This is a genomic window from Pseudomonas sp. HS6-2 (assembly GCF_049325675.2).
Lineage (GTDB): Bacteria > Pseudomonadota > Gammaproteobacteria > Pseudomonadales > Pseudomonadaceae > Aquipseudomonas > Aquipseudomonas putida_N.
Genome location: NZ_CM143906.1, coordinates 4,437,146 through 4,456,284, shown reverse-complemented (window position 1 = coordinate 4,456,284; position 19,139 = coordinate 4,437,146). Strand labels below are relative to the sequence as shown.

Below are 19,139 nucleotides of genomic sequence, written 5' to 3'. Positions count from 1 at the left end.
TCAATTTCCGGCCATCCGGCCTCAAGGACGCTTCCATGGACACCAAACTGCTCGATATCCTGGCCTGCCCGATCACCAAGGGCCCGCTCAAGCTCAGTGCCGACAAGACCGAGCTTATCAGCAAGGGCGCTGGCCTGGCCTACCCGATCCGCGACGGCATCCCGGTGATGCTGGAAAGCGAGGCGCGTACCCTGACCGACGATGAGCGTCTGGGCAAATGAGCGTGAATTTCACCGTGGTCATTCCTGCCCGGCTGCGCTCCACGCGCCTGCCGGGCAAGCCATTGCTGGCGATCGCCGGCAAGCCGATGGTCCAGCATGTCTGGGAGCAGGCGCGCAAGAGTGGTGCCAGCCGAGTGGTCATCGCCACCGATGACGCCAGCATCCTCGAAGCCTGCCAGGCCTTCGGCGCCGAAGTGCTGATGACCCGCGCCGACCATGAATCGGGTACCGATCGCCTGGCCGAAGTGGCCGTGCACCTCGGCCTGCCGGCCGATGCCATCGTGGTCAACGTGCAGGGTGACGAGCCGCTGATCCCGCCGGTGATCATCGACCAGGTGGCCGCCAACCTGGCTGCCCACCCGGAAGCCGGCATCGCTACCCTGGCCGAGCCGATCCATGAACCGGAAACCGTGTTCAATCCCAATGCCGTCAAGGTGGTCAGCGACAAGAACGGCCTGGCCCTGACGTTCAGCCGCGCGCCGCTGCCGTGGGCCCGCGATGCCTTTGCCAAGGACCGCGATCAGCTCCCGCAGGGCGTACCTTATCGTCGCCACATCGGTATGTACGCGTACCGCGTCGGTTTCCTGCAGGACTTCGTCAGCTGGGGCCCATGCTGGCTCGAACAGACCGAGGCCCTGGAGCAGCTGCGTGCGCTGTGGCATGGCGTGCGTATTCACGTCGAGGACGCCATCGAGGCGCCAGCCGTGGGTGTCGATACCCCTGAAGACCTGGAGCGCGTACGGCGCTTGCTGGAGGCCTGATGCGCGTCCTGTTCGTCTGCCTTGGCAACATCTGCCGCTCGCCCACCGCCGAAGGCGTGCTGCGCCATCAGTTGCAGGTGGCCGGGCTGGCTGAGCAGGTGCATGTGGCGTCTGCCGGTACTGGCGACTGGCATGTCGGCAAGGCCCCTGACAGCCGCACCTGCAAGGCCGCGCTGGCGCGTGGATATGACTTGTCGCAGCAACGTGCCCAGCAGGTCAAACCGGCGCATTTCGCTGAGTACGACCTGATCCTGGCCATGGATGAGAGCAACCTTGGCCACCTGCGCGCCATGCGCCCGCACAACGCCGCTGGCGAACTCGACTTGTTCCTGCGCCGTTACGGTGCGGCTCTGGACGAGGTGCCGGACCCTTACTATGGCGGTACCGAGGGCTTCGAGCAGGTGCTCGACCTGATCGAGGCTGCATGCCGCGAGCTGGTCGTGGAAATCAAGGGGCGGCTATGACAGCGGTTTGGCAGGAGCAGGTTTCGCTCAAACCCTACAACACCTTCGGCATCGATGTGAAAGCCCGCTATTTCACCCAGGCGCACGGTGATGACGACGTGCGCGAGACGTTGGCCCAGGCGCGTCAGCATGGGTTGGTGGTGCAGGTGATCGGTGGTGGCAGCAACCTGCTGCTGACCCGCGACATCGATGCTGTGGTGCTGCACATGGCCAGCTGTGGTCGACGCGTGCTGAGTGATGATGGCGAGCAGGTGGTGGTCGAGGCAGAAGCCGGCGAGCCCTGGCACCCGTTCGTGCAATGGTCGTTGGCGCAAGGCTATTGTGGCCTGGAGAACCTCAGCCTGATCCCAGGCACCGTGGGTGCTGCGCCGATGCAGAACGTCGGCGCCTACGGTGTCGAGATCAAGGATGTATTCGCCGGGTTGACCGCGCTGGACCGGGAGACTGGCGAGCTGCGTGATTTTGACCTGGAGGCATGCGCCTTCGGTTACCGCGACAGCGTGTTCAAGCGCAACCCCGGGCGCTGGTTGATCCTGCGTGTGCGTTTTGCCTTGAGCCGTTCGTTGCATGCCCATCTGGATTACGGGCCAGTACGCCAGCGTCTGCTGGAGCAGGGGGTCGAGCAACCGACCGCACAGGCGATCAGTGACGCCATTTGCAGCATTCGTCGCGAGAAACTGCCGGATCCAGCCGAGCTGGGCAATGCCGGTAGCTTCTTCAAGAACCCGGTGGTGTCGGCTGAGCAGGTGGAGCGCATCCGTGCCCAGTATCCGGGAGTGGTCGCTTATCCCCAGGCTGACGGCCAGGTGAAGCTGGCTGCGGGCTGGTTGATCGAGCAGGCGGGCTGGAAAGGCTACCGTGAAGGCGATGCCGGTGTGCATCGGCTGCAGTCGCTGGTACTGGTCAATTATGGCCTGGCGAGCGGGGCGCAGGTGCATGCGCTGGCACAGCGAATCCAGGCGAATATCCTGGAGCGGTTCGGGGTGGAGTTGGAAATGGAGCCCAACCTTTACTGATTGCAGTGCCTGGGCGGGCCCTTTCGCGGGACAAGCCCGCTCCTACAAGAAATGCGATACCTGTAGGAGCGGGCTTGCCCCGCGAAGAGGCCGGTCCTGCTGAAACAGATAGCCAAGAAAAAGCCCCGCCAGTTCGCACTGGCGGGGCTTTTTCATTCAGCGTCGGCTATCAATGAGGCTTGTGCTCATCGGCGGCTTCCAGTACTGGCTCGGCGGCTTCCTGCGCAGCCTTGGCAGCGGCCTCGGCTTCACGCTTGCGGCGACGCACTTCGCGTGGGTCGTTCGGCGCGCGGCCGTTTGGCAGCATCACGGTGGCGGCTTCGGCGACTGCCTGTACTTCTTCGACAGGGGCCGGCTCGATGGCTACCGGGGCGGCTTCAACGACGGCAGGCGCGGGCTCTGCAATCACTTCCGGCTGGGCTTCGACGACCGCAACGGGCTGCTTGGCAACCGCTGCTTCATCAACTACAACCTGAGCCTTCTCAGCTTCACCGCCCTCGACCACTGGTGCTTCGATCACCTTGGCTTCGACCGCAGGGGCCTCGACCGGCGCTTCAGCAACCACTTGCGGCTCGGCGGCAGGGGCTTCTTCAACCACTGGCTGCGGTGCGACTTCGACCACTGGCTCAGCGCTGGCTTCGACCACGGCGACCGGCTCGCTGACGGGCTGTTCGACCACCGGGGCGATGACAGCTTCCTCGGCTTGAGCGGCCACTTCCACCTGCTCGGTCGGCTGGGCGACTTCGCTGTTTTCGGTCGCTACGGCTTCGGTGCTGGCGCGTTCGGCCTGCTGGTTGGCTTCAGCTTCGGCGCTGGCGCTGATGTGGCTGCTGGCGACAGCTGCGGTGACGGCCAGGCCGGCAGCCAGTTCGGCGCCAAGCTCGGTGGCCTGGTGCTGTTGCGGCTGCTCGTCGCTGCCTTCCTCGTCGCTGCCTTCGATCAGCTCGCCATTGGCATTGCGCTGGCGCTCACGACGGTTGCTGCGGCGGCGCTGGCCACGGGAGCGACGACGCGGACGCTCGTCATCGGTGCCTTCCTGCTCGTCCTGCAGCAGCTCTTCGTTCGGCAGTTGCTCCTCGGCGAGCTCGGCAGCCTGCTCGGCGGCTTGTTCGGCCGGGCGTGGCTGGCGCTCTTCGCGCGGTGGGCGAGGCTGGCGTTCTTCGCGAGGTGCACGCTCCTCACGCGGGGCGCGCTCTTCGCGTGGAGCACGTTCTTCGCGAGATGCGCGCTCTTCGCGTGGGGCACGTTCTTCGCGAGGTGCGCGCTCTTCGCGTGGAGCACGCTCTTCACGTGGGGCGCGTTCGTCACGTGTAGCACGCTCTTCACGGGCTACACGTTCTTCACGCGGCTGACGCTCTTCGCGTTCTGCCGGTGTAGCGTCCAGCGGCTCGCGCAGCTCACGTACGCGTTCTTCACCGCGGTTGCCACGGCGATCTTCGCGTGGTTGACGTGGTGCACGCTCTTCACGTGGAGCACGCTCTTCGCGAGGTGCACGTTCTTCACGTGGGGCACGTTCCTCACGCGGTGCGCGTTCTTCACGCGGTGCGCGTTCTTCACGCGGTGCGCGTTCTTCACGCGGTGCGCGTTCTTCACGCGGTGCGCGCTCGGCACGCTCTTCGCGCGGCTTGCGCTCTTCATCGCGACGGCCGTTGCGGTTGCGGCTCTGCTGGCGGCCGTTGCGGCGCTCTTCGTTGCGCTGGCTGCGCTCGGCAGCGGGCTTCTCGGCGGCAGCAACGACCGGTGCGGCGGCAGGTTCTTCCTTGCCGGCGAACAGGCTGACCAACGACTTCACCAGGCCCTTGAACAGGCTTGGCTCAGGTGCGCTCGGCGCAGGGGCTACCGGTGCAGCAGGCTGAGGCTGCTCTTCGGCGGCGCTCGGTGCCGGGGCGTTGGTGCGGGCCGGGGCGGTCTTCACCGCAGCTTCCTGGCGAACCAGGGTGCGGGTGGCGGTCGGTTGCGGCGCTTCTTCGGCTTCGGAGGCGGCGATTTCGTAGCTGGACTGGTTGTTCAGCACTTCTGGGTTGTCGTCGCGCAGGCGCTGGACTTCGAAGTGCGGGGTTTCCAGGTGGTCGTTCGGCAGGATGATGATGCGTGCGCGAGTACGCAGTTCGATCTTGGTGATCGAGTTGCGCTTCTCGTTGAGCAGGAACGCGGCCACCGGGATCGGCACCTGGGCGCGTACTTCGGCGGTGCGGTCCTTCAGGGCTTCTTCTTCGATCAGGCGCAGGATGGCCAGCGACAGCGATTCGACGTCACGGATGATGCCGGTGCCGGAGCAGCGTGGGCAGACGATGCCGCTGCTTTCGCCGAGCGATGGGCGCAGGCGCTGACGAGACATCTCCAGCAGGCCGAAGCGCGAAATGCGGCCGACCTGGACGCGAGCGCGGTCGGCTTCCAGGCATTCACGCACGCGCTCTTCTACAGCGCGCTGGTTTTTTGCCGGGGTCATGTCGATGAAGTCGATGACGATCAGGCCGCCGATGTCACGCAGGCGCAGCTGGCGGGCGATTTCCTCGGCCGCTTCCAGGTTGGTCTGCAGGGCGGTTTCCTCGATGTCGCTGCCCTTGGTGGCGCGCGCCGAGTTGATGTCGATGGACACCAGGGCTTCGGTCGGGTCGATCACGATCGAGCCACCGGACGGCAGGTCGACGACGCGCTGGAAGGCAGTCTCGATCTGGCTTTCGATCTGGAAGCGGTTGAACAGCGGTACGCTGTCTTCGTAGAGCTTGACCTTGCTGGCGTACTGCGGCATCACCTGGCGGATGAAGGTCAGGGCTTCTTCCTGGGCATCGATGCTGTCGATCAGCACTTCACCGATGTCCTGGCGCAGGTAGTCGCGGATGGCGCGGATGATGACGTTGCTTTCCTGGTAGATCAGGAATGGTGCGGCGCGGTCCTGGGACGCTTCCTTGATGGCGGTCCACAGCTGCAGCAGGTAGTCGAGGTCCCACTGCATTTCTTCGCTGCTGCGGCCAAGGCCGGCAGTGCGCACGATCAGGCCCATGTCGCCCGGCACGGTCAGGCCGTTAAGGGCTTCACGCAGTTCGTTGCGCTCTTCGCCTTCGATGCGGCGGGAAATGCCACCGGCACGTGGGTTGTTGGGCATCAGCACCAGGTAGCGGCCAGCCAGGCTGATGAAGGTGGTCAGGGCGGCGCCTTTGTTGCCGCGCTCTTCCTTCTCGACCTGGACGATGACTTCCTGGCCTTCGCTCAGGACGTCCTTGATGTTGACCCGGCCTTCAGGGGACTTCTTGAAGTATTCGCGGGAGATTTCCTTCAGCGGCAGGAAGCCGTGACGTTCGGAACCGAAGTCGACGAAGGCGGCTTCGAGGCTGGGCTCGATCCGGGTGATCTTGCCTTTGTAGATGTTGGCCTTTTTCTGCTCGCGCGCGCCGGACTCGATGTCCAGGTCGTAGAGACGTTGGCCGTCCACCAGGGCTACACGCAACTCTTCGGGTTGAGTTGCGTTAATCAGCATTCTTTTCATGTTGTACCGTCGGTTTCCGGGCTGCCGGAAACGGCGTTCGGCACACACGACTTCTCATGGTCGGTGCCAAGGTGCGCAAAGGGTGGCCGGGCCACCCCCGTGTCGAGCAACGTTCGGCACCAGCCGGTTGCCCAGCCTGCCGTTGTCGCGACGACGCGTCCTGTTTGCTGCGGTGCCTACCAGGCCCCGGTGGCTTCGAATGGGTATCCGAATCAACCAAGCGGGCCTCGTGCACTCAGTCAGGAGGAGGAATCAACCGTCAGCCGTGGACGCCCGAGGGCATCTGTTCAGGACCTTATCCGCTCGCCGGCCATTCAGTGGGCCGGTGGCCGGACGCGGTGCTACACGGTCCGAGGGCTGTGCATCTCCACCCTGCACGTATCCCTGATAATTCGGGTGCTGCCGCGCGCTGAATCCGCAACGGGTTGCATTTTTCGCCAGCTTCGATTGGGAAGCTGACGCCATTACATATCCAAGGCAGGTATTTCCGAAGTATTCGCCTGGCGTTGCGTGGAAGCGACGGGGGCGGGCAGAGGTGCAGCGAAAAGAATCGGGAAGCAGGTGAAAAACCACACTTGTCGTTTTTTTTCGGTCTTCTCTACACAGCGCTGGTGGCGATTCCAGGCAATTCGGTAAACTGGCGAAAACCCCGTAGGACGGCCTCGCGTCCTGGAGAACTGCGTAGGTCAGGAACCGGCCCAGGGCCTGGTTTCACTGGCCTGCCGCTTTTGGCGGCGTTCGCGACTATAGCATTGATGATTAAGTGCTTCAATTCCATAAATAATTGTTATTATTCCCGCCATGACGACCAATACCCCTCCGACTTCCGGCGTTCAGCTGATCGAAGTCGCGCCGGAACTTGCCGGCCAACGCATCGACAATTTCCTTATCACGGCGCTCAAGGGCGTGCCCAAGACCCTGGTCTACCGCATCCTGCGCAAGGGTGAGGTGCGGGTCAACAAGGGGCGGGTCAAGCCTGAGTACAAGATCCAGGCCGGCGATATCGTGCGCGTGCCGCCTGTCCGGTTGCCTGAGCGTGACGAGCCGGCACCAGTGGCCCAGGGGCTGCTGCAGCGCCTGGAAGCTGCCATCGTCTACGAAGACAAGGCGCTGATCGTGATGAACAAGCCGGCCGGCATCGCCGTGCACGGCGGCAGCGGCCTGAGCTTCGGCGTGATCGAGGCGCTGCGCCAGCTGCGCCCGGACGCCAAGGAGCTGGAGCTGGTGCATCGCCTGGACCGCGACACCTCGGGCCTGCTGATGATTGCCAAGAAGCGCAGCATGCTGCGTCACCTGCACGCTGCCCTGCGTGGTGATGGCGTGGACAAGCGCTACATGGCGCTGGTACGTGGCCACTGGCCGACCTCGAAGAAGCAGGTCAACGCGCCACTGCTCAAGAGCAACCTGCGCTCTGGCGAGCGCATGGTCGAAGTCAACGACGAAGGCAAGGAGGCGCTGACCTTGTTCCGCGTACTGCGCCGCTTCGGCGAGTTCGCCACCATTGTCGAGGCGCGCCCGATCACCGGTCGTACCCACCAGATTCGCGTGCATACCCTGCATGCCGGGCACATGATCGCCGGTGACAGCAAGTATGGCGACGAAGACTTCAGCCGCGAGATCCGCGAGCTGGGTGGCAAGCGCCTGTTCCTGCATGCCTACGCCTTGACCGTGCCGCTGCCGGATGGTGGCGAGCTGAAGCTCGAAGCGCCCGTGGACGAAGTCTGGGCGAAGACCGTGGAGCGTTTGAGTGCGTCGTGATCTGTCGAGCAAACCTTACGAGTTGCTGATCTTCGACTGGGACGGCACCCTGGCCGATTCCATCGGTCGTATCGTCGAGGCGATGAATGCTGCTGCCGAGCGTGCCGGAGAGGCATCAAGCCCCGAGAGCGCCGTCAAGGGCATCATCGGCCTGGCGCTGGGGGAGGCCATCTCGACGCTGTATCCGCACCTTGATCCGCTGCAGGTCGATACCTTCCGTCAGCATTACGCCGACATCTATATGGCTCTGGATCAGCAGCCTTCGCCGCTGTTCGAGGGTGTGGTCGAATCGCTGGATGCCTTTCGTGCCGAAGGTTATCGCCTGGCGGTAGCGACCGGCAAGGCGCGCCGCGGGCTGGATCGCGTGCTCAAGGCCAATGGCTGGGAGCAGTTCTTCGACATTACCCGTGCCGCCGACGAAACCCGTGGCAAGCCCCACCCGCTGATGCTTGAGGAAATCCTCGGGCATTGCGGCGTCGGGCCCGGCCAGGCGCTGATGGTTGGTGATTCGGCATTCGACCTGCAGATGGCCAGCAATGCTGGTATGCATTCGGTGGCGGTGGGCTATGGTGCCATGTCGCTGCAGGCGCTGGCCGAGTTTGGGCCGCAGGTGTGCATCGATCATTTTTCCCAGCTGCGCGAGTGGCTGGCAGGTTCCAGGCAAGTTCAATTCCAAGGTAGGTGAGCATGGCTGACGAGTGGAAAGCGCCGGTTAACGAAACCGAAGAGGAGCGCCTCGCTCGCGAAGCGCGTGAAGCGCAGAACGAAGAGGATCGTGTCGAGCAGAAGAGCTGGAAGTTGCTGGAAAAGACCCTGCTGGCCGGGGTTCAGGAGCAGCGTCGGTCCCGGCGCTGGGGGATCTTCTTCAAGCTGCTGACCTTCGTCTACCTGTTCGGCATCCTGGCCTTGTTCCTGCCGTTCATGGATGTGGACAAGGCTGCGTCGCGCAGTGGCAGTCACACGGCCCTGGTTGAGGTGCGGGGAGTGATTGCCGATCAGGAGGCTGCCAGCGCCGACAATATCGTCAAGAGCCTGCGCGATGCGTTCAAGGACCCCAAGACCAAGGCGGTGGTCCTGCGCATCAACAGTCCGGGCGGCAGCCCGGTGCAGGCGGGCTACGTGTATGACGAGATCCGTCGTCTGCGTGGCGAGCACCCGGATACCAAGCTGTATGCGGTAATCACGGACCTGGGAGCTTCCGGAGCCTACTACATCGCCAGTGCGGCGGATGAGATCTATGCCGACAAGGCCAGCCTGGTCGGTTCCATTGGTGTGACGGCGGCTGGCTACGGCTTTGTCGGTTCAATGGAAAAGCTGGGTGTCGAGCGGCGTACGTACACCGCTGGCGAGCATAAGGCATTCCTTGATCCGTTCTCGCCTGAAAAGCCTGATGAGCGAGCGTTCTGGCAGGGGGTGCTGGATACCACGCACCAGCAGTTCATCGCCATGGTCAAGCAGGGGCGGGGCGACCGCCTGAAGGACAAGGAGCATCCGGAGCTGTTCAGCGGCCTGGTCTGGTCGGGTGAGCAGGCCAAGGCGCTGGGGCTGGTGGATGGGCTGGGCAGTGCCAGTTATGTGGCGCGTGAGATCGTGGGTGAGAAGGACCTGGTTGATTACACTGTGCAGGAATCACCGTTTGATCGCTTCTCCAAGCGCATTGGTGCCAGCGTGGCCGAGCATCTGGCCATGTGGATGGGGTTCCAGGGGCCTCAGTTGCGCTGATTGGAGATTGGCGGGGCGCAAAGCGCCCCAAAAATCTCAAGGTATGACCACGCCTTCCCTGGTCAGCATATCCACTAGCCGAATCAGCGGCAGCCCGATCAGGCTGGTCGCATCGCACCCGTGTGTGCTTTGAAACAAACTGACTCCCAAACCCTCCGCCTTGAAGCTCCCGGCGCAATCCAGCGGCTGCTCCGCTGCCACATAGCGCTCCACCCGCTCCCGATCCAGTTCGCGCATCGTCACCGTAAACGGCACGCAGTCGACCTGGCAGCGCCCTGTCGCGGTATTGAGCAGCGCCAGTCCGGTCAGGAAGGTCACCTGCTGGCCGCTGGTTTCGAGCAATTGCTCGCAGGCACGATCAAAGGTGTGCGGCTTGCCGAGGATCTGCTCGCCCAGCACCGCGACCTGGTCGGAGCCTATGATCAGGTGCCCTGGATGGCTGGCGGCGAGCGCTTCGGCTTTTTGCCTGGCCAGGCGCCGTACCAGCTCCACGGCGGGCTCGTCAGCCAGGCGCCGCTCGTCTAGGTCGGGGCTTGCCCAGGTGAAGGGCAGGCGCAGGCGCGCGAGCAGTTCGCGCCGATAGGAAGAGCTGGAAGCCAGCAACAGAGGCAGCATGATAGACTCCTGGTCAGTTGAACCTGATTCTAACATGCGAGATGTCGCCGAATTTCCTTTGACAGGGGCGGGGGGCATCCCTAGAATGCTGCGCCTATGTTGAATGACCCGATTCCACCTCACGTTGACCCGCGCAAATTAGCCGACCGAGGCGTATCCATCACTGGTACGCTGCAACTCGCTGATTTGGAAAGACTCTGCGACCCGCTTTCCGACGATGTCGGTACGGTGCAGGCGAAGTTCGATTTTGAACGAGATGAACAGCACGTGGTGGTTATCCACAGCGAGCTGGACGTCGAAGTCAAAATGGTTTGCCAGCGTTGTCTTGAGCTGGTCACCCTGCCGATCCACAGCGAATGTACATACGCCGTGGTGAAGGAGGGTGCGAATACCCAGTCGTTGCCGAAAGGCTATGACGTGCTGGAACTGGGCGAAGATCCATTGGATCTGCAGGCCTTGGTCGAGGAGGAGCTGCTGCTCGCCTTGCCTATCGTGCCTGCTCATCATCCGGAAGAATGCCAGCAGCCGGCGGGCGCAGACGAGCCCGAATCGAGCAAGGACGAGGTATCGCGGTCCAACCCGTTCAGTGTTTTGGCGCAGTTAAAGCGTGACCCAAACGTTTAGGAGTTAATCAATTATGGCTGTTCAGCAGAACAAAAAATCCCGCTCTGCCCGTGACATGCGCCGTTCGCACGACGCCCTGTCGGAAAACGCGCTGTCGGTAGAGAAAACCACCGGTGAAGTACACCTGCGCCACCACGTTTCGCCAGAAGGCGTATACCGTGGTCGCAAAGTGGTCGACAAGGGCGCTGACGAGTAATCCTTGTCCGCTCAGATCATCGCGATCGACGCAATGGGCGGGGACTTCGGTCCCCGCAGCATTGTCCAGGCTAGCATTGCCTGCCTTTCGGCTACCCCCTCGCTGCACCTGACCCTCGTCGGTCAACCCTCCCTCCTTGAAGATCTTGTCAGCGGCCTGGCAGCTGCGGATCGCGCGCGCCTGCAAATTGTCGCCGCCAGTGAGGTGATCGGTATGGACGAGCGGCCATCCCAGGCGTTGCGTGGCAAGCCAGACTCGTCGATGCGCATCGCCCTCGAACTGGTGCGTGACGGCAAGGCCCAGGCCTGCGTGAGTGCCGGCAATACCGGGGCGCTGATGGCGTTGTCGCGTTTCGTGCTCAAGACCTTGCCGGGTATCGATCGGCCAGCCATGGTTGCGGCAATCCCGACCCAGGCAGGTTACTGCCAGCTGCTCGACCTTGGTGCCAACGTCGACTGCAGTGCCGAGAACCTCTACCAGTTTGCCGTCATGGGCTCCGTGGCTGCCCAGGCCTTGGGCATTCACCGGCCGCGCGTGGCGCTGCTGAACATCGGTACCGAGGACATCAAGGGCAACCAGCAGGTCAAGCTGGCGGCCACGTTGCTGCAGAACGCCCGCGGCCTCAACTATGTCGGCTTCGTCGAAGGTGACGGCCTGTACCGCGGTGAGGCGGACGTGGTGGTGTGCGACGGCTTTGTCGGCAACATCCTGCTCAAGTCCAGCGAAGGCCTGGCGACCATGATTGGCGAGCGTATCGAAAAGCTGTTCAAGGGCGGTGCGTTGTCGCGGGTCGCTGGGGCGGTGGCGATGCCGCTGCTCAAGCGTCTGCAGGCCGACCTGGCACCGGCGCGGCACAATGGCGCGAGCTTCCTCGGCCTGCAGGGCATCGTCATCAAGAGTCATGGCTCGGCGGGCGTAGAGGGCTTCCAGAGCGCGATCCAGCGGGCGCTGATCGAGATCCAGGAAAACCTCCCGCAGCGGCTGCATGGCCGCCTCGAAGATTTGTTGCCTTAGGCATTTCGCCGATGAAGTGCTTAAATGTGACCGCTTGGTCTGCGTTTCCATCCAAGTTTTCAGATTCCGCGCCTGGCCAAAGGCCTGGTGCACCCTATCCGACGACAAGATCATAAGGGCTTGTTCAATGTCTGCATCCCTCGCATTCGTCTTCCCCGGTCAAGGTTCCCAGTCGCTGGGCATGCTCGCCGAACTCGGCGCTGAAAAGCCTGTGATCATCGAGACCTTCAAGGAGGCTTCCGAGGCTCTGGGCTATGACCTGTGGAAGCTGGTCCAGGAAGGTCCGGAAGAACAACTCAACCAGACCGACAAGACCCAGCCGGCGATCCTCACCGCCTCCATCGCCCTGTGGCGCCTGTGGCTGGAAGAGGGCGGCGCGCAGCCGGCCTTCGTTTCTGGTCACAGCCTGGGTGAATACAGCGCCCTGGTTGCAGCCGGCGCACTGTCGCTGAAAGATGCCGTGCGCCTGGTCGAGCGCCGTGGCCAGCTGATGCAGGAAGCCGTGCCTGCCGGTCATGGCGCCATGGCGGCGATCCTCGGCCTGGATGACGCCGTCGTGGTGGAAATCTGCGCCGAAGCGGCCGAAGACGAAGTGGTCAGCGCCGTGAACTTCAACTCGCCAGGCCAGGTGGTCATCGCCGGTAACAAGGCTGCGGTCGACCGCGCCATGGAGCTGTGCAAGGCCAAGGGCGCCAAGCGCGCCCTGCCGCTGGCGGTCAGCGTGCCATCGCACTGCGCCCTGATGAAGCCGGCTGCCGAGCGCTTTGCCGAATTCGTCAACGCCATCGAATGGAAGGCCCCGCAGATTCCGGTGGTGCAGAACGTCACTGCCGCCGTCGCCGCCGACCTCGATGCCCTGAAGCAGGACCTGCTGGCGCAGCTGTACCAGCCGGTACGCTGGGTTGAATGCGTGCAGACCCTGGCCGCCAACGGTGCGGTCAACCTGGTCGAGTGCGGCCCGGGCAAGGTCCTGGCTGGCCTGAACAAGCGTTGCGCCGACGGCGTGACCACCTACAACCTCAATACCCCTGACGCTGTCGCCGCCACCCGCGCGGCGCTGGCCTGATTTGGAGAAGCTTGCATGAGCCTGCAAGGTAAAGTTGCACTGGTCACCGGCGCCAGCCGTGGTATTGGCCAGGCCATCGCCCTCGAGCTGGGCCGCCAGGGCGCGACCGTGATCGGTACCGCCACTTCGGCTTCCGGTGCCGAGCGCATCGCCGCCACCTTGAAAGAGCACGGCATCACTGGCACCGGCATGGAACTGAATGTCACCAGCGCCGAGTCCGTGGAAGCAGTACTGGGCGCCATCGGCGAGCAGTTCGGCGCCCCCGCCATTCTGGTCAACAACGCCGGTATCACCCGCGACAACCTCATGCTGCGCATGAAGGACGACGAGTGGTTCGACGTGATCGACACCAACCTGAACAGCCTCTACCGTCTGTCCAAGGGCGTGCTGCGTGGCATGACCAAGGCGCGCTGGGGTCGTATCATCAGCATCGGTTCGGTCGTCGGTGCCATGGGCAACGCCGGCCAGGCCAACTACGCGGCGGCCAAGGCCGGCCTCGAAGGCTTCAGCCGCGCCCTGGCGCGTGAAGTGGGCTCGCGTGGCATCACCGTCAACTCGGTGACCCCGGGCTTCATCGACACCGACATGACCCGCGAGCTGCCTGAAGCGCAGCGCGAAGCCCTGCAGACCCAGATTCCGCTGGGCCGCCTGGGCCAGGCTGACGAAATCGCCAAGGTGGTTTCGTTCTTGGCGTCGGACGGCGCTGGCTACGTTACCGGCGCAACCGTGCCGGTCAACGGCGGGATGTACATGTAAAAACTGCAACGCAATGTGACGGATTGCTTCAAAAAAGAGTCATACTGCGAGCCTAAAATCCGTTATAAAGCTGCAACCAGATTCCAGGCAGCGGGTGCGGTGGCTCAAGGGAAGGTGCGTTCCGCTTGAAAAGCGAACGTCTTTCTATAAACTTGGTCACCGGCCAGCTGCCTGACATATGTCCATTAGGAGTGAAAACTAGGTATGAGCACCATCGAAGAACGCGTCAAGAAAATCGTCGCCGAGCAACTGGGCGTCAAGGAAGAGGAAGTGACTGTCGAGAAGTCCTTCGTCGATGACCTGGGTGCCGATTCGCTTGACACCGTTGAGCTGGTGATGGCTCTGGAAGAGGAATTCGAGACCGAAATCCCTGACGAAGAAGCCGAGAAGATCACTACCGTTCAAGCTGCAATCGACTACGTCAAAAACCACCAGGCTTAAGACGTTGTAGTCGACGCTTCTTGTCGAGAAGAACCGCACTGCCTTTGCCGGCGTGCGGTTTTTTCTTTGCAAGCCTTCCGCGTCGCTTCACTTGCGCCGAGAGCTTGTTGCCATTTCATTCCATTGCTTGAATGCAATGGCAAGAAACTCTGTGATTAGAAAAGGAGAGTACTGTGTCGCGTAGACGCGTCGTGGTCACCGGTATGGGTATGCTGTCGCCACTGGGTACCGATGTACCGAGCACCTGGCAGGGCATTCTGGCTGGCCGCAGTGGCATTGGTCCGATCGAACACACGGACCTGTCTGCCTACTCCACCCGTTTTGGCGGCTCGGTGAAAGGCTTCGAAGTTGAGCAGTACCTGTCGGCCAAAGAGGCCCGCAAGCTCGACCTGTTCATTCAGTACGGCCTGGCGGCCGGGTTCCAGGCGGTGCGTAATGCTGGCCTGGAAGTCACCGACGCCAACCGTGAGCGCATTGGCGTGGCCATGGGCTCGGGTATCGGCGGCCTGACCAACATCGAAGAAACCAGCCGCACCTTGCACGAGCAAGGCCCGCGCCGGATCTCGCCGTTCTTCGTGCCGGGTTCGATCATCAACATGATCTCCGGTTTCCTGTCGATCCACCTGGGTCTGCAGGGGCCGAACTACGCCATCGCCACCGCCTGCACCACCGGCACCCACTGCATTGGCATGGCCGCGCGCAACATCGCCTACGGCGAAGCTGACGTGATGATCGCCGGTGGCGCCGAGATGGCCGCTTGCGGCCTGGGCATGGGCGGCTTCGGTGCGTCCCGTGCACTGTCGACCCGTAACGATGAGCCAGCCCGTGCCAGCCGTCCGTGGGACAAGGGCCGTGATGGCTTCGTGCTATCCGACGGTGCCGGTGCGCTGGTGCTCGAAGAGCTCGAACACGCCAAGGCCCGCGGTGCGACCATTTATGCCGAGCTGGTCGGTTTCGGCATGAGCGGTGATGCCTACCACATGACCTCGCCGCCCGACAGCGGCGAAGGTGCTGCCCGTTGCATGGCCAATGCCCTGCGCGATGCTGGCATCCAGCCTGAAGCGGTCAGCTACATCAACGCCCACGGCACCTCGACCCCGGCTGGCGACATCGCCGAAGTTGCAGCGATCAAGCGCGTGTTCGGCGAGCATGCCTACAAGCTCGCGGTCAGCTCGACCAAGTCGATGACCGGCCACCTGCTAGGCGCTGCCGGCGCGGTAGAGGCGATCTTCAGCGTGCTGGCGATCAATAGCCAGATGGCACCGCCGACCATCAACCTCGACGAACCGGACGAAGGCTGCGACCTCGACTTCGTACCGCACGAAGCGCGCAGCATGCCGATCGACGTGGTACTGTCCAACTCGTTCGGCTTTGGCGGCACCAACGGTTCGCTGGTGTTCCGCCGGTTCATCGGTTGATGCACAGCTGGATCGACGGCCAGCCCGCGACTGCAATCAATTTGCAGAACCGCGGCCTGGCCTACGGCGACGGTCTGTTCGAGACCATCGCCGTGCGGGGTGGCCGGCCCAGTCTGCTGGACGGCCATCTGGCTCGCTTGGGTCTGGGTTGCCAGCGGCTGATGATCGACGCCGACCTGGCGCTGGTGCGTGATGAAATCCTGCGCTTCGCCAGTCAGCTCGGCGACGGTGTCGCCAAGCTGGTCCTCACTCGTGGCGACAGCCAGCGTGGCTACGCGCCGGTTGCCGGCGCTGCGCCGCGCCGAATCCTCCAGGGCGGCCCGCTGCCCAGCTATCCTGTCGAACATGCCGAGCACGGCGTGCGGCTGTTCCCCTGCCAGACCCGGCTTGGGGAGCAACCGTTACTGGCCGGCCTCAAACACCTCAATCGCCTGGAGCAGGTGCTGGCCCGTGCCGAATGGCAGGACAGCGAACATGCCGAGGGCCTGATGCGTGACGGGCAGGGCAGGGTGATCGAAAGCGTATACAGCAATCTGTTCCTGGTGCGCGATGGCGTGCTGCTCACGGCTGACCTCAGCCGTTGCGGCGTAGCCGGCGTGATGCGCGGTGCCCTGCTGGAGCAGGCACAACGGCTGGGCATCGCGGTACAGGTGCGTGATATCGCATTCGACGAACTGCAGCAGGCGAATGAAGTGTTCGTCTGCAACAGTGTCTACGGTGTCTGGCCCGTGCGTGGAATTGCCGCGCTGAACTGGTCGCCGGGCCCGCTCACCCGTAAACTGCAGGCCGTTGCCCGTACGTTACTGGATACCTGAATTCGTGAGACGCAAATTCCTGCTGCTGCTGGAAATGGGCTTGATCCTCGCCGGCCTGGCCCTGGGCTGGTCGGCCTGGAAGATCAACTCGGTGCTGGAGCAGCCTCTGCATGTTGCCGAAGAGCGCCTGCTCGACGTGCCCAGCGGCACCAACCCCAACCGCATGTTCTATCGCATGCAGGCCGACGGCTTGCTCGACGATGCCGTCTGGCTGCGCCTGTACTGGCGCTTCAACATGGCCGGCACCCAGTTGCATACCGGCGAGTATCGCCTCACCCCTGGCATGACCGTGGAAGACCTGTTCGACGTCTGGCGCCGTGGCGATGTGGTGCAGTACAACCTGACCCTGGTCGAAGGCTGGACCTTCCGCCAGGTGCGTTCGGCGGTGGCCAAGCATGAAAAGCTCAAACACACCCTGGATGGCCTTTCCGACTCCGAGGTGATGGACAAGCTCGGCCACACCGGTGTGTTCCCTGAAGGCCGCTTCTTCCCTGATACCTACCGCTTCGTGCGCGGCATGAGTGACGTCGAGCTGCTGCAGCAGGCGTACATGCGCCTGGACGAAGTGCTGGCCAAGGAATGGGCCGAGCGCACCACTGACCTGCCTTACCGTGATCCCTACCAGGCCTTGATCATGGCCTCGCTGGTAGAGAAGGAAACCGGTATCCCTCAGGAGCGTGGGCAGATCGCTGGCGTCTTCGTCCGCCGCCTGCGCCTGGGCATGATGCTGCAGACCGACCCGACGGTGATCTACGGCATGGGTGAGCGCTACAACGGCAGGATTTCCCGCGCCGACCTGCGCGAACCGACGCCCTACAACACTTACACCATGGCCGGCCTGCCACCGACACCCATCGCCATGGTCGGGCGCGAGGCGATCCATGCCGCGCTCAACCCGTCCGATGGCACCAGCCTGTACTTCGTCGCCCGTGGCGATGGCAGCCACGTGTTCTCCGATGACCTGGACGATCACAACTCGGCGGTGCGCGAGTTTCAGCTCAAGCGTCGCGCGGATTACCGGTCCAGCCCGGCGCCGCAAAGTGCACCGGCGGACGCAGCCGAGCCCGCTGAGCAGGACCCTGCCAGCGAAACTGCGCCGGCCGACGCACCAACGCCTGACGAACAACATTAAGGACTGCCTGTGAGCGGCTTGTTTATTACCCTTGAAGGCCCCGAAGGCGCGGGCAAGAGCACCAACCGTGATTACCTGGCTGCGCGCTTGCGCGAGCAGGGCCTGGATGTGGTGCTGACTCGCGAGCCTGGCGGCACGCCGCTGGCTGAAAAAGTCCGCGAGCTGTTGCTGGCGCCGAGCGAGGAAGTGATGGCCGCAGACACCGAGCTGCTGCTGGTATTCGCTGCCCGTGCCCAGCACCTGGCCGAAGTGATTCGCCCAGCGCTGGCCCGTGGTGCGGTGGTGCTTTGCGATCGCTTCACCGATGCCACCTACGCCTACCAGGGCGGTGGTCGCGGCCTGTCGGTGGAGCGTATCGCTGCGCTGGAGCAATTCGTCCAGGGGGATCTGCGCCCGGACCTGACCCTGGTCTTCGACTTGCCCGTGGAAGTCGGCCTGGCCCGTGCCGCCGCGCGCGGTCGCCTGGACCGTTTCGAGCAGGAAGGCCAGGCCTTCTTCGAAGCCGTGCGCCAAGCCTATCTGCAACGCGCCCATGGCGCACCGCAGCGCTACAGCCTGCTCGATGCCGCCCAGCCACTAGAGGCCGTACAGCGTGCCATCGATGCGCTGCTGCCTGCCATCGTGGGGCGTTGCCGTGGCTGAGGCCTACCCCTGGCAGCAGGCGCTGTGGCAGCAATTGGCAGGGCGTGCCCGGCACGCCCATGCCTACCTGCTGCATGGGCCGCAGGGCATCGGCAAGCGCGCCTTGGCCGAGCGGCTGATGGCGCGTCTGCTGTGCCAGCAGCCGCAGGGGTTGGATGCCTGCGGGCAGTGCAAGTCGTGCCTGCTGCTCAAGGCCGGTAGCCACCCGGACAACTTCGTGCTGGAGCCAGAAGAGGCCGACAAGCCAATCAAGGTCGACCAGGTGCGCGAGCTGGTGTCGTTCGTGGTGCAGACGGCGCAGCTGGGCGGGCGTAAAGTGGTATTGATCGAGCCGGTCGAGGCGATGAACGTCAATGCCTCCAACGCCTTGCTCAAGAGCCTGGAAGAGCCTTCGGGCGATACCGTGCTGCTGCTGGTCAGTCACCAGCCCAGCCGCCTGTTGCCGACGATCAAGAGCCGCTGCCAGCAAGTTGTCTGCCCGCAGCCGAGCATGGCGCAGAGCCAGGCGTGGCTGGCCACGGCCTTGCCCGACAGCGACGAGGCCGAGCGCGAGGAGCTGCTGACGCTGGCTGCCGGTTCGCCGCTGATGGCGGTCAGCCTGCAAGCGCAAGGTGTGCGTGAGCAGCGGGCCTTGGTGACCGACGGGGTGAAGAAGCTGCTCAAGCAGCAGCAATCGCCCAGCCAGCTGGCCGAGGCCTGGAGCAGTGTGCCGTTGTTGCTGCTGTTCGACTGGTTCTGCGACTGGTCGCACCTGATCCTGCGTTACCAGTTGACCCAGGATGAAGAGGGGTTGGGCTTGGCCGACATGCGCAAGGTGGTGCAGTACCTGGCGCAGAAGGCCCGTCAGGGCAAGGTGCTGGAGGTCCAGGCGTGGATCCTCGAGCAGCGCCAGAAGGTGCTCGGTAAAGCCAACCTCAATCGTGTATTGCTGCTGGAAGCGCTGCTGGCCCATTGGGTACAGCTGCCGGGTTCCCGCTGATTTTCCATCTTT

The 19,139-nt window shown here is 63.5% G+C and carries 20 protein-coding genes; 18 read left to right on the top strand and 2 right to left on the bottom strand.

Translation table 11 applies throughout. The features are described 5' to 3' along the window. Positions 1–35: 35 nt before the first annotated feature. From ACOKS3_RS20780 to murB, 4 genes are read left to right on the top strand one after another with little or no spacing between them, the layout of a single operon-like run. On the top strand, positions 36–221 hold the full coding sequence (locus ACOKS3_RS20780; RefSeq protein WP_103449699.1) for a Trm112 family protein: 186 nt from the start codon (positions 36–38) through the stop codon (positions 219–221). Beyond that, a complete protein-coding gene (kdsB, locus tag ACOKS3_RS20775) occupies positions 218–982 on the top strand; it encodes a 3-deoxy-manno-octulosonate cytidylyltransferase (protein ID WP_103449700.1) in 765 nt (254 codons plus the stop codon). Before ACOKS3_RS20780 ends, kdsB begins: the two co-directional genes overlap by 4 nt. Then, entirely contained in the window at positions 982–1,446 is a 465-nt protein-coding gene (locus ACOKS3_RS20770) for a low molecular weight protein-tyrosine-phosphatase (protein WP_103449701.1), read from the top strand. Before kdsB ends, ACOKS3_RS20770 begins: the two co-directional genes overlap by 1 nt. Next, on the top strand, positions 1,443–2,462 hold the full coding sequence (gene murB / locus ACOKS3_RS20765; RefSeq protein ID WP_422763032.1) for a UDP-N-acetylmuramate dehydrogenase: 1,020 nt from the start codon (positions 1,443–1,445) through the stop codon (positions 2,460–2,462). Before ACOKS3_RS20770 ends, murB begins: the two co-directional genes overlap by 4 nt. Positions 2,463–2,631: 169 nt before the next feature. On the opposite strand, the gene rne is transcribed toward murB, so the two are convergent. Beyond that, on the bottom strand, positions 2,632–5,949 hold the full coding sequence (gene rne, locus ACOKS3_RS20760) for a ribonuclease E (protein ID WP_422763033.1): 3,318 nt from the start codon (positions 5,947–5,949) through the stop codon (positions 2,632–2,634). Between the two features lie 801 nt (positions 5,950–6,750). On the opposite strand from rne, the gene rluC reads away from it, so the two are divergent. Genes rluC through ACOKS3_RS20745 form a run of 3 tightly spaced genes read left to right on the top strand, consistent with a single transcriptional unit; the run spans position 6,751 to position 9,429 of the window. Then, complete coding sequence (rluC, locus tag ACOKS3_RS20755) at positions 6,751–7,707, top strand: 23S rRNA pseudouridine(955/2504/2580) synthase RluC (protein ID WP_103449704.1); 957 nt, start codon at positions 6,751–6,753, stop codon at positions 7,705–7,707. After that, positions 7,697–8,392, top strand: coding sequence for an HAD family hydrolase (locus ACOKS3_RS20750; RefSeq protein ID WP_258035903.1), 696 nt, complete (start codon positions 7,697–7,699; stop codon positions 8,390–8,392). Before rluC ends, ACOKS3_RS20750 begins: the two co-directional genes overlap by 11 nt. Positions 8,393–8,394: 2 nt before the next feature. Beyond that, a complete protein-coding gene (locus ACOKS3_RS20745) occupies positions 8,395–9,429 on the top strand; it encodes a S49 family peptidase (protein ID WP_103449705.1) in 1,035 nt (344 codons plus the stop codon). 36 nt (positions 9,430–9,465) lie between these two features. Here the strand turns inward: ACOKS3_RS20745 and ACOKS3_RS20740 are convergent, their stop codons facing one another. After that, entirely contained in the window at positions 9,466–10,044 is a 579-nt protein-coding gene (locus ACOKS3_RS20740) for a Maf family protein (RefSeq protein ID WP_103449706.1), read from the bottom strand. Positions 10,045–10,140: 96 nt separating this feature from the next. Here ACOKS3_RS20740 and ACOKS3_RS20735 point away from each other — a divergent pair, with 96 nt between their 5' ends. The 11 genes from ACOKS3_RS20735 to ACOKS3_RS20685 all read left to right on the top strand — a co-directional run bounded on the left by ACOKS3_RS20735 (position 10,141) and on the right by ACOKS3_RS20685 (position 19,127). Next, complete coding sequence (locus ACOKS3_RS20735) at positions 10,141–10,668, top strand: YceD family protein (RefSeq protein ID WP_027919446.1); 528 nt, start codon at positions 10,141–10,143, stop codon at positions 10,666–10,668. 13 nt (positions 10,669–10,681) lie between these two features. Beyond that, complete coding sequence (rpmF, locus tag ACOKS3_RS20730) at positions 10,682–10,864, top strand: 50S ribosomal protein L32 (RefSeq protein ID WP_003247154.1); 183 nt, start codon at positions 10,682–10,684, stop codon at positions 10,862–10,864. Between the two features lie 3 nt (positions 10,865–10,867). Next, positions 10,868–11,878 carry a phosphate acyltransferase PlsX gene (plsX, locus tag ACOKS3_RS20725; RefSeq protein ID WP_103449707.1) on the top strand — a complete coding sequence of 337 codons (1,011 nt, stop codon included), beginning with the start codon at positions 10,868–10,870 and terminating at the stop codon, positions 11,876–11,878. A 127-nt stretch (positions 11,879–12,005) separates the two neighbouring features. After that, the gene (gene fabD / locus ACOKS3_RS20720; protein ID WP_103449708.1) at positions 12,006–12,944 is read left to right on the top strand and encodes an ACP S-malonyltransferase; all 939 of its coding nucleotides are present in this window, start codon (positions 12,006–12,008) and stop codon (positions 12,942–12,944) included. Positions 12,945–12,959: 15 nt separating this feature from the next. After that, positions 12,960–13,700 carry a 3-oxoacyl-ACP reductase FabG gene (gene fabG, locus ACOKS3_RS20715; protein WP_103449709.1) on the top strand — a complete coding sequence of 247 codons (741 nt, stop codon included), beginning with the start codon at positions 12,960–12,962 and terminating at the stop codon, positions 13,698–13,700. A gap of 204 nt (positions 13,701–13,904) precedes the next feature. Further along, positions 13,905–14,141: an acyl carrier protein gene (gene acpP / locus ACOKS3_RS20710; RefSeq protein ID WP_060513099.1), complete on the top strand. Its 237-nt coding sequence runs from the start codon at positions 13,905–13,907 to the stop codon at positions 14,139–14,141. A gap of 173 nt (positions 14,142–14,314) precedes the next feature. Then, positions 14,315–15,559: a beta-ketoacyl-ACP synthase II gene (gene fabF / locus ACOKS3_RS20705; protein ID WP_103449710.1), complete on the top strand. Its 1,245-nt coding sequence runs from the start codon at positions 14,315–14,317 to the stop codon at positions 15,557–15,559. Further along, on the top strand, positions 15,559–16,374 hold the full coding sequence (gene pabC / locus ACOKS3_RS20700; RefSeq protein ID WP_103449711.1) for an aminodeoxychorismate lyase: 816 nt from the start codon (positions 15,559–15,561) through the stop codon (positions 16,372–16,374). The genes fabF and pabC overlap by 1 nt, the downstream gene beginning before the upstream one ends. Positions 16,375–16,378: 4 nt before the next feature. Next, positions 16,379–17,506: an endolytic transglycosylase MltG gene (gene mltG / locus ACOKS3_RS20695; protein ID WP_422763034.1), complete on the top strand. Its 1,128-nt coding sequence runs from the start codon at positions 16,379–16,381 to the stop codon at positions 17,504–17,506. A 9-nt stretch (positions 17,507–17,515) separates the two neighbouring features. Beyond that, positions 17,516–18,148: a dTMP kinase gene (tmk, locus tag ACOKS3_RS20690; RefSeq protein WP_103449713.1), complete on the top strand. Its 633-nt coding sequence runs from the start codon at positions 17,516–17,518 to the stop codon at positions 18,146–18,148. Continuing rightward, on the top strand, positions 18,141–19,127 hold the full coding sequence (locus ACOKS3_RS20685; RefSeq protein ID WP_103449900.1) for a DNA polymerase III subunit delta': 987 nt from the start codon (positions 18,141–18,143) through the stop codon (positions 19,125–19,127). The genes tmk and ACOKS3_RS20685 overlap by 8 nt, the downstream gene beginning before the upstream one ends. Positions 19,128–19,139 lie beyond the last annotated feature (12 nt).

Bases quoted from the DNA above. Each gene is read 5' to 3' on its own strand.
- acpP (WP_060513099.1), top strand. From the start codon at position 13,905: ATGAGCACCATCGAAGAACGCGTCAAGAAAATCGTCGCCGAGCAACTG.
- rpmF (WP_003247154.1), top strand. From the start codon at position 10,682: ATGGCTGTTCAGCAGAACAAAAAATCCCGCTCTGCCCGTGACATGCGC.
- ACOKS3_RS20770 (WP_103449701.1), top strand. From the start codon at position 982: ATGCGCGTCCTGTTCGTCTGCCTTGGCAACATCTGCCGCTCGCCCACC.
- rluC (WP_103449704.1), top strand. From the start codon at position 6,751: ATGACGACCAATACCCCTCCGACTTCCGGCGTTCAGCTGATCGAAGTC.
- fabG (WP_103449709.1), top strand. From the start codon at position 12,960: ATGAGCCTGCAAGGTAAAGTTGCACTGGTCACCGGCGCCAGCCGTGGT.
- kdsB (WP_103449700.1), top strand. From the start codon at position 218: ATGAGCGTGAATTTCACCGTGGTCATTCCTGCCCGGCTGCGCTCCACG.
- ACOKS3_RS20735 (WP_027919446.1), top strand. From the start codon at position 10,141: ATGTTGAATGACCCGATTCCACCTCACGTTGACCCGCGCAAATTAGCC.
- murB (WP_422763032.1), top strand. From the start codon at position 1,443: ATGACAGCGGTTTGGCAGGAGCAGGTTTCGCTCAAACCCTACAACACC.
- ACOKS3_RS20780 (WP_103449699.1), top strand. From the start codon at position 36: ATGGACACCAAACTGCTCGATATCCTGGCCTGCCCGATCACCAAGGGC.
- fabD (WP_103449708.1), top strand. From the start codon at position 12,006: ATGTCTGCATCCCTCGCATTCGTCTTCCCCGGTCAAGGTTCCCAGTCG.
- pabC (WP_103449711.1), top strand. From the start codon at position 15,559: ATGCACAGCTGGATCGACGGCCAGCCCGCGACTGCAATCAATTTGCAG.
- ACOKS3_RS20745 (WP_103449705.1), top strand. From the start codon at position 8,395: ATGGCTGACGAGTGGAAAGCGCCGGTTAACGAAACCGAAGAGGAGCGC.
- ACOKS3_RS20740 (WP_103449706.1), bottom strand. From the start codon at position 10,044: ATGCTGCCTCTGTTGCTGGCTTCCAGCTCTTCCTATCGGCGCGAACTG.
- rne (WP_422763033.1), bottom strand. From the start codon at position 5,949: ATGAAAAGAATGCTGATTAACGCAACTCAACCCGAAGAGTTGCGTGTA.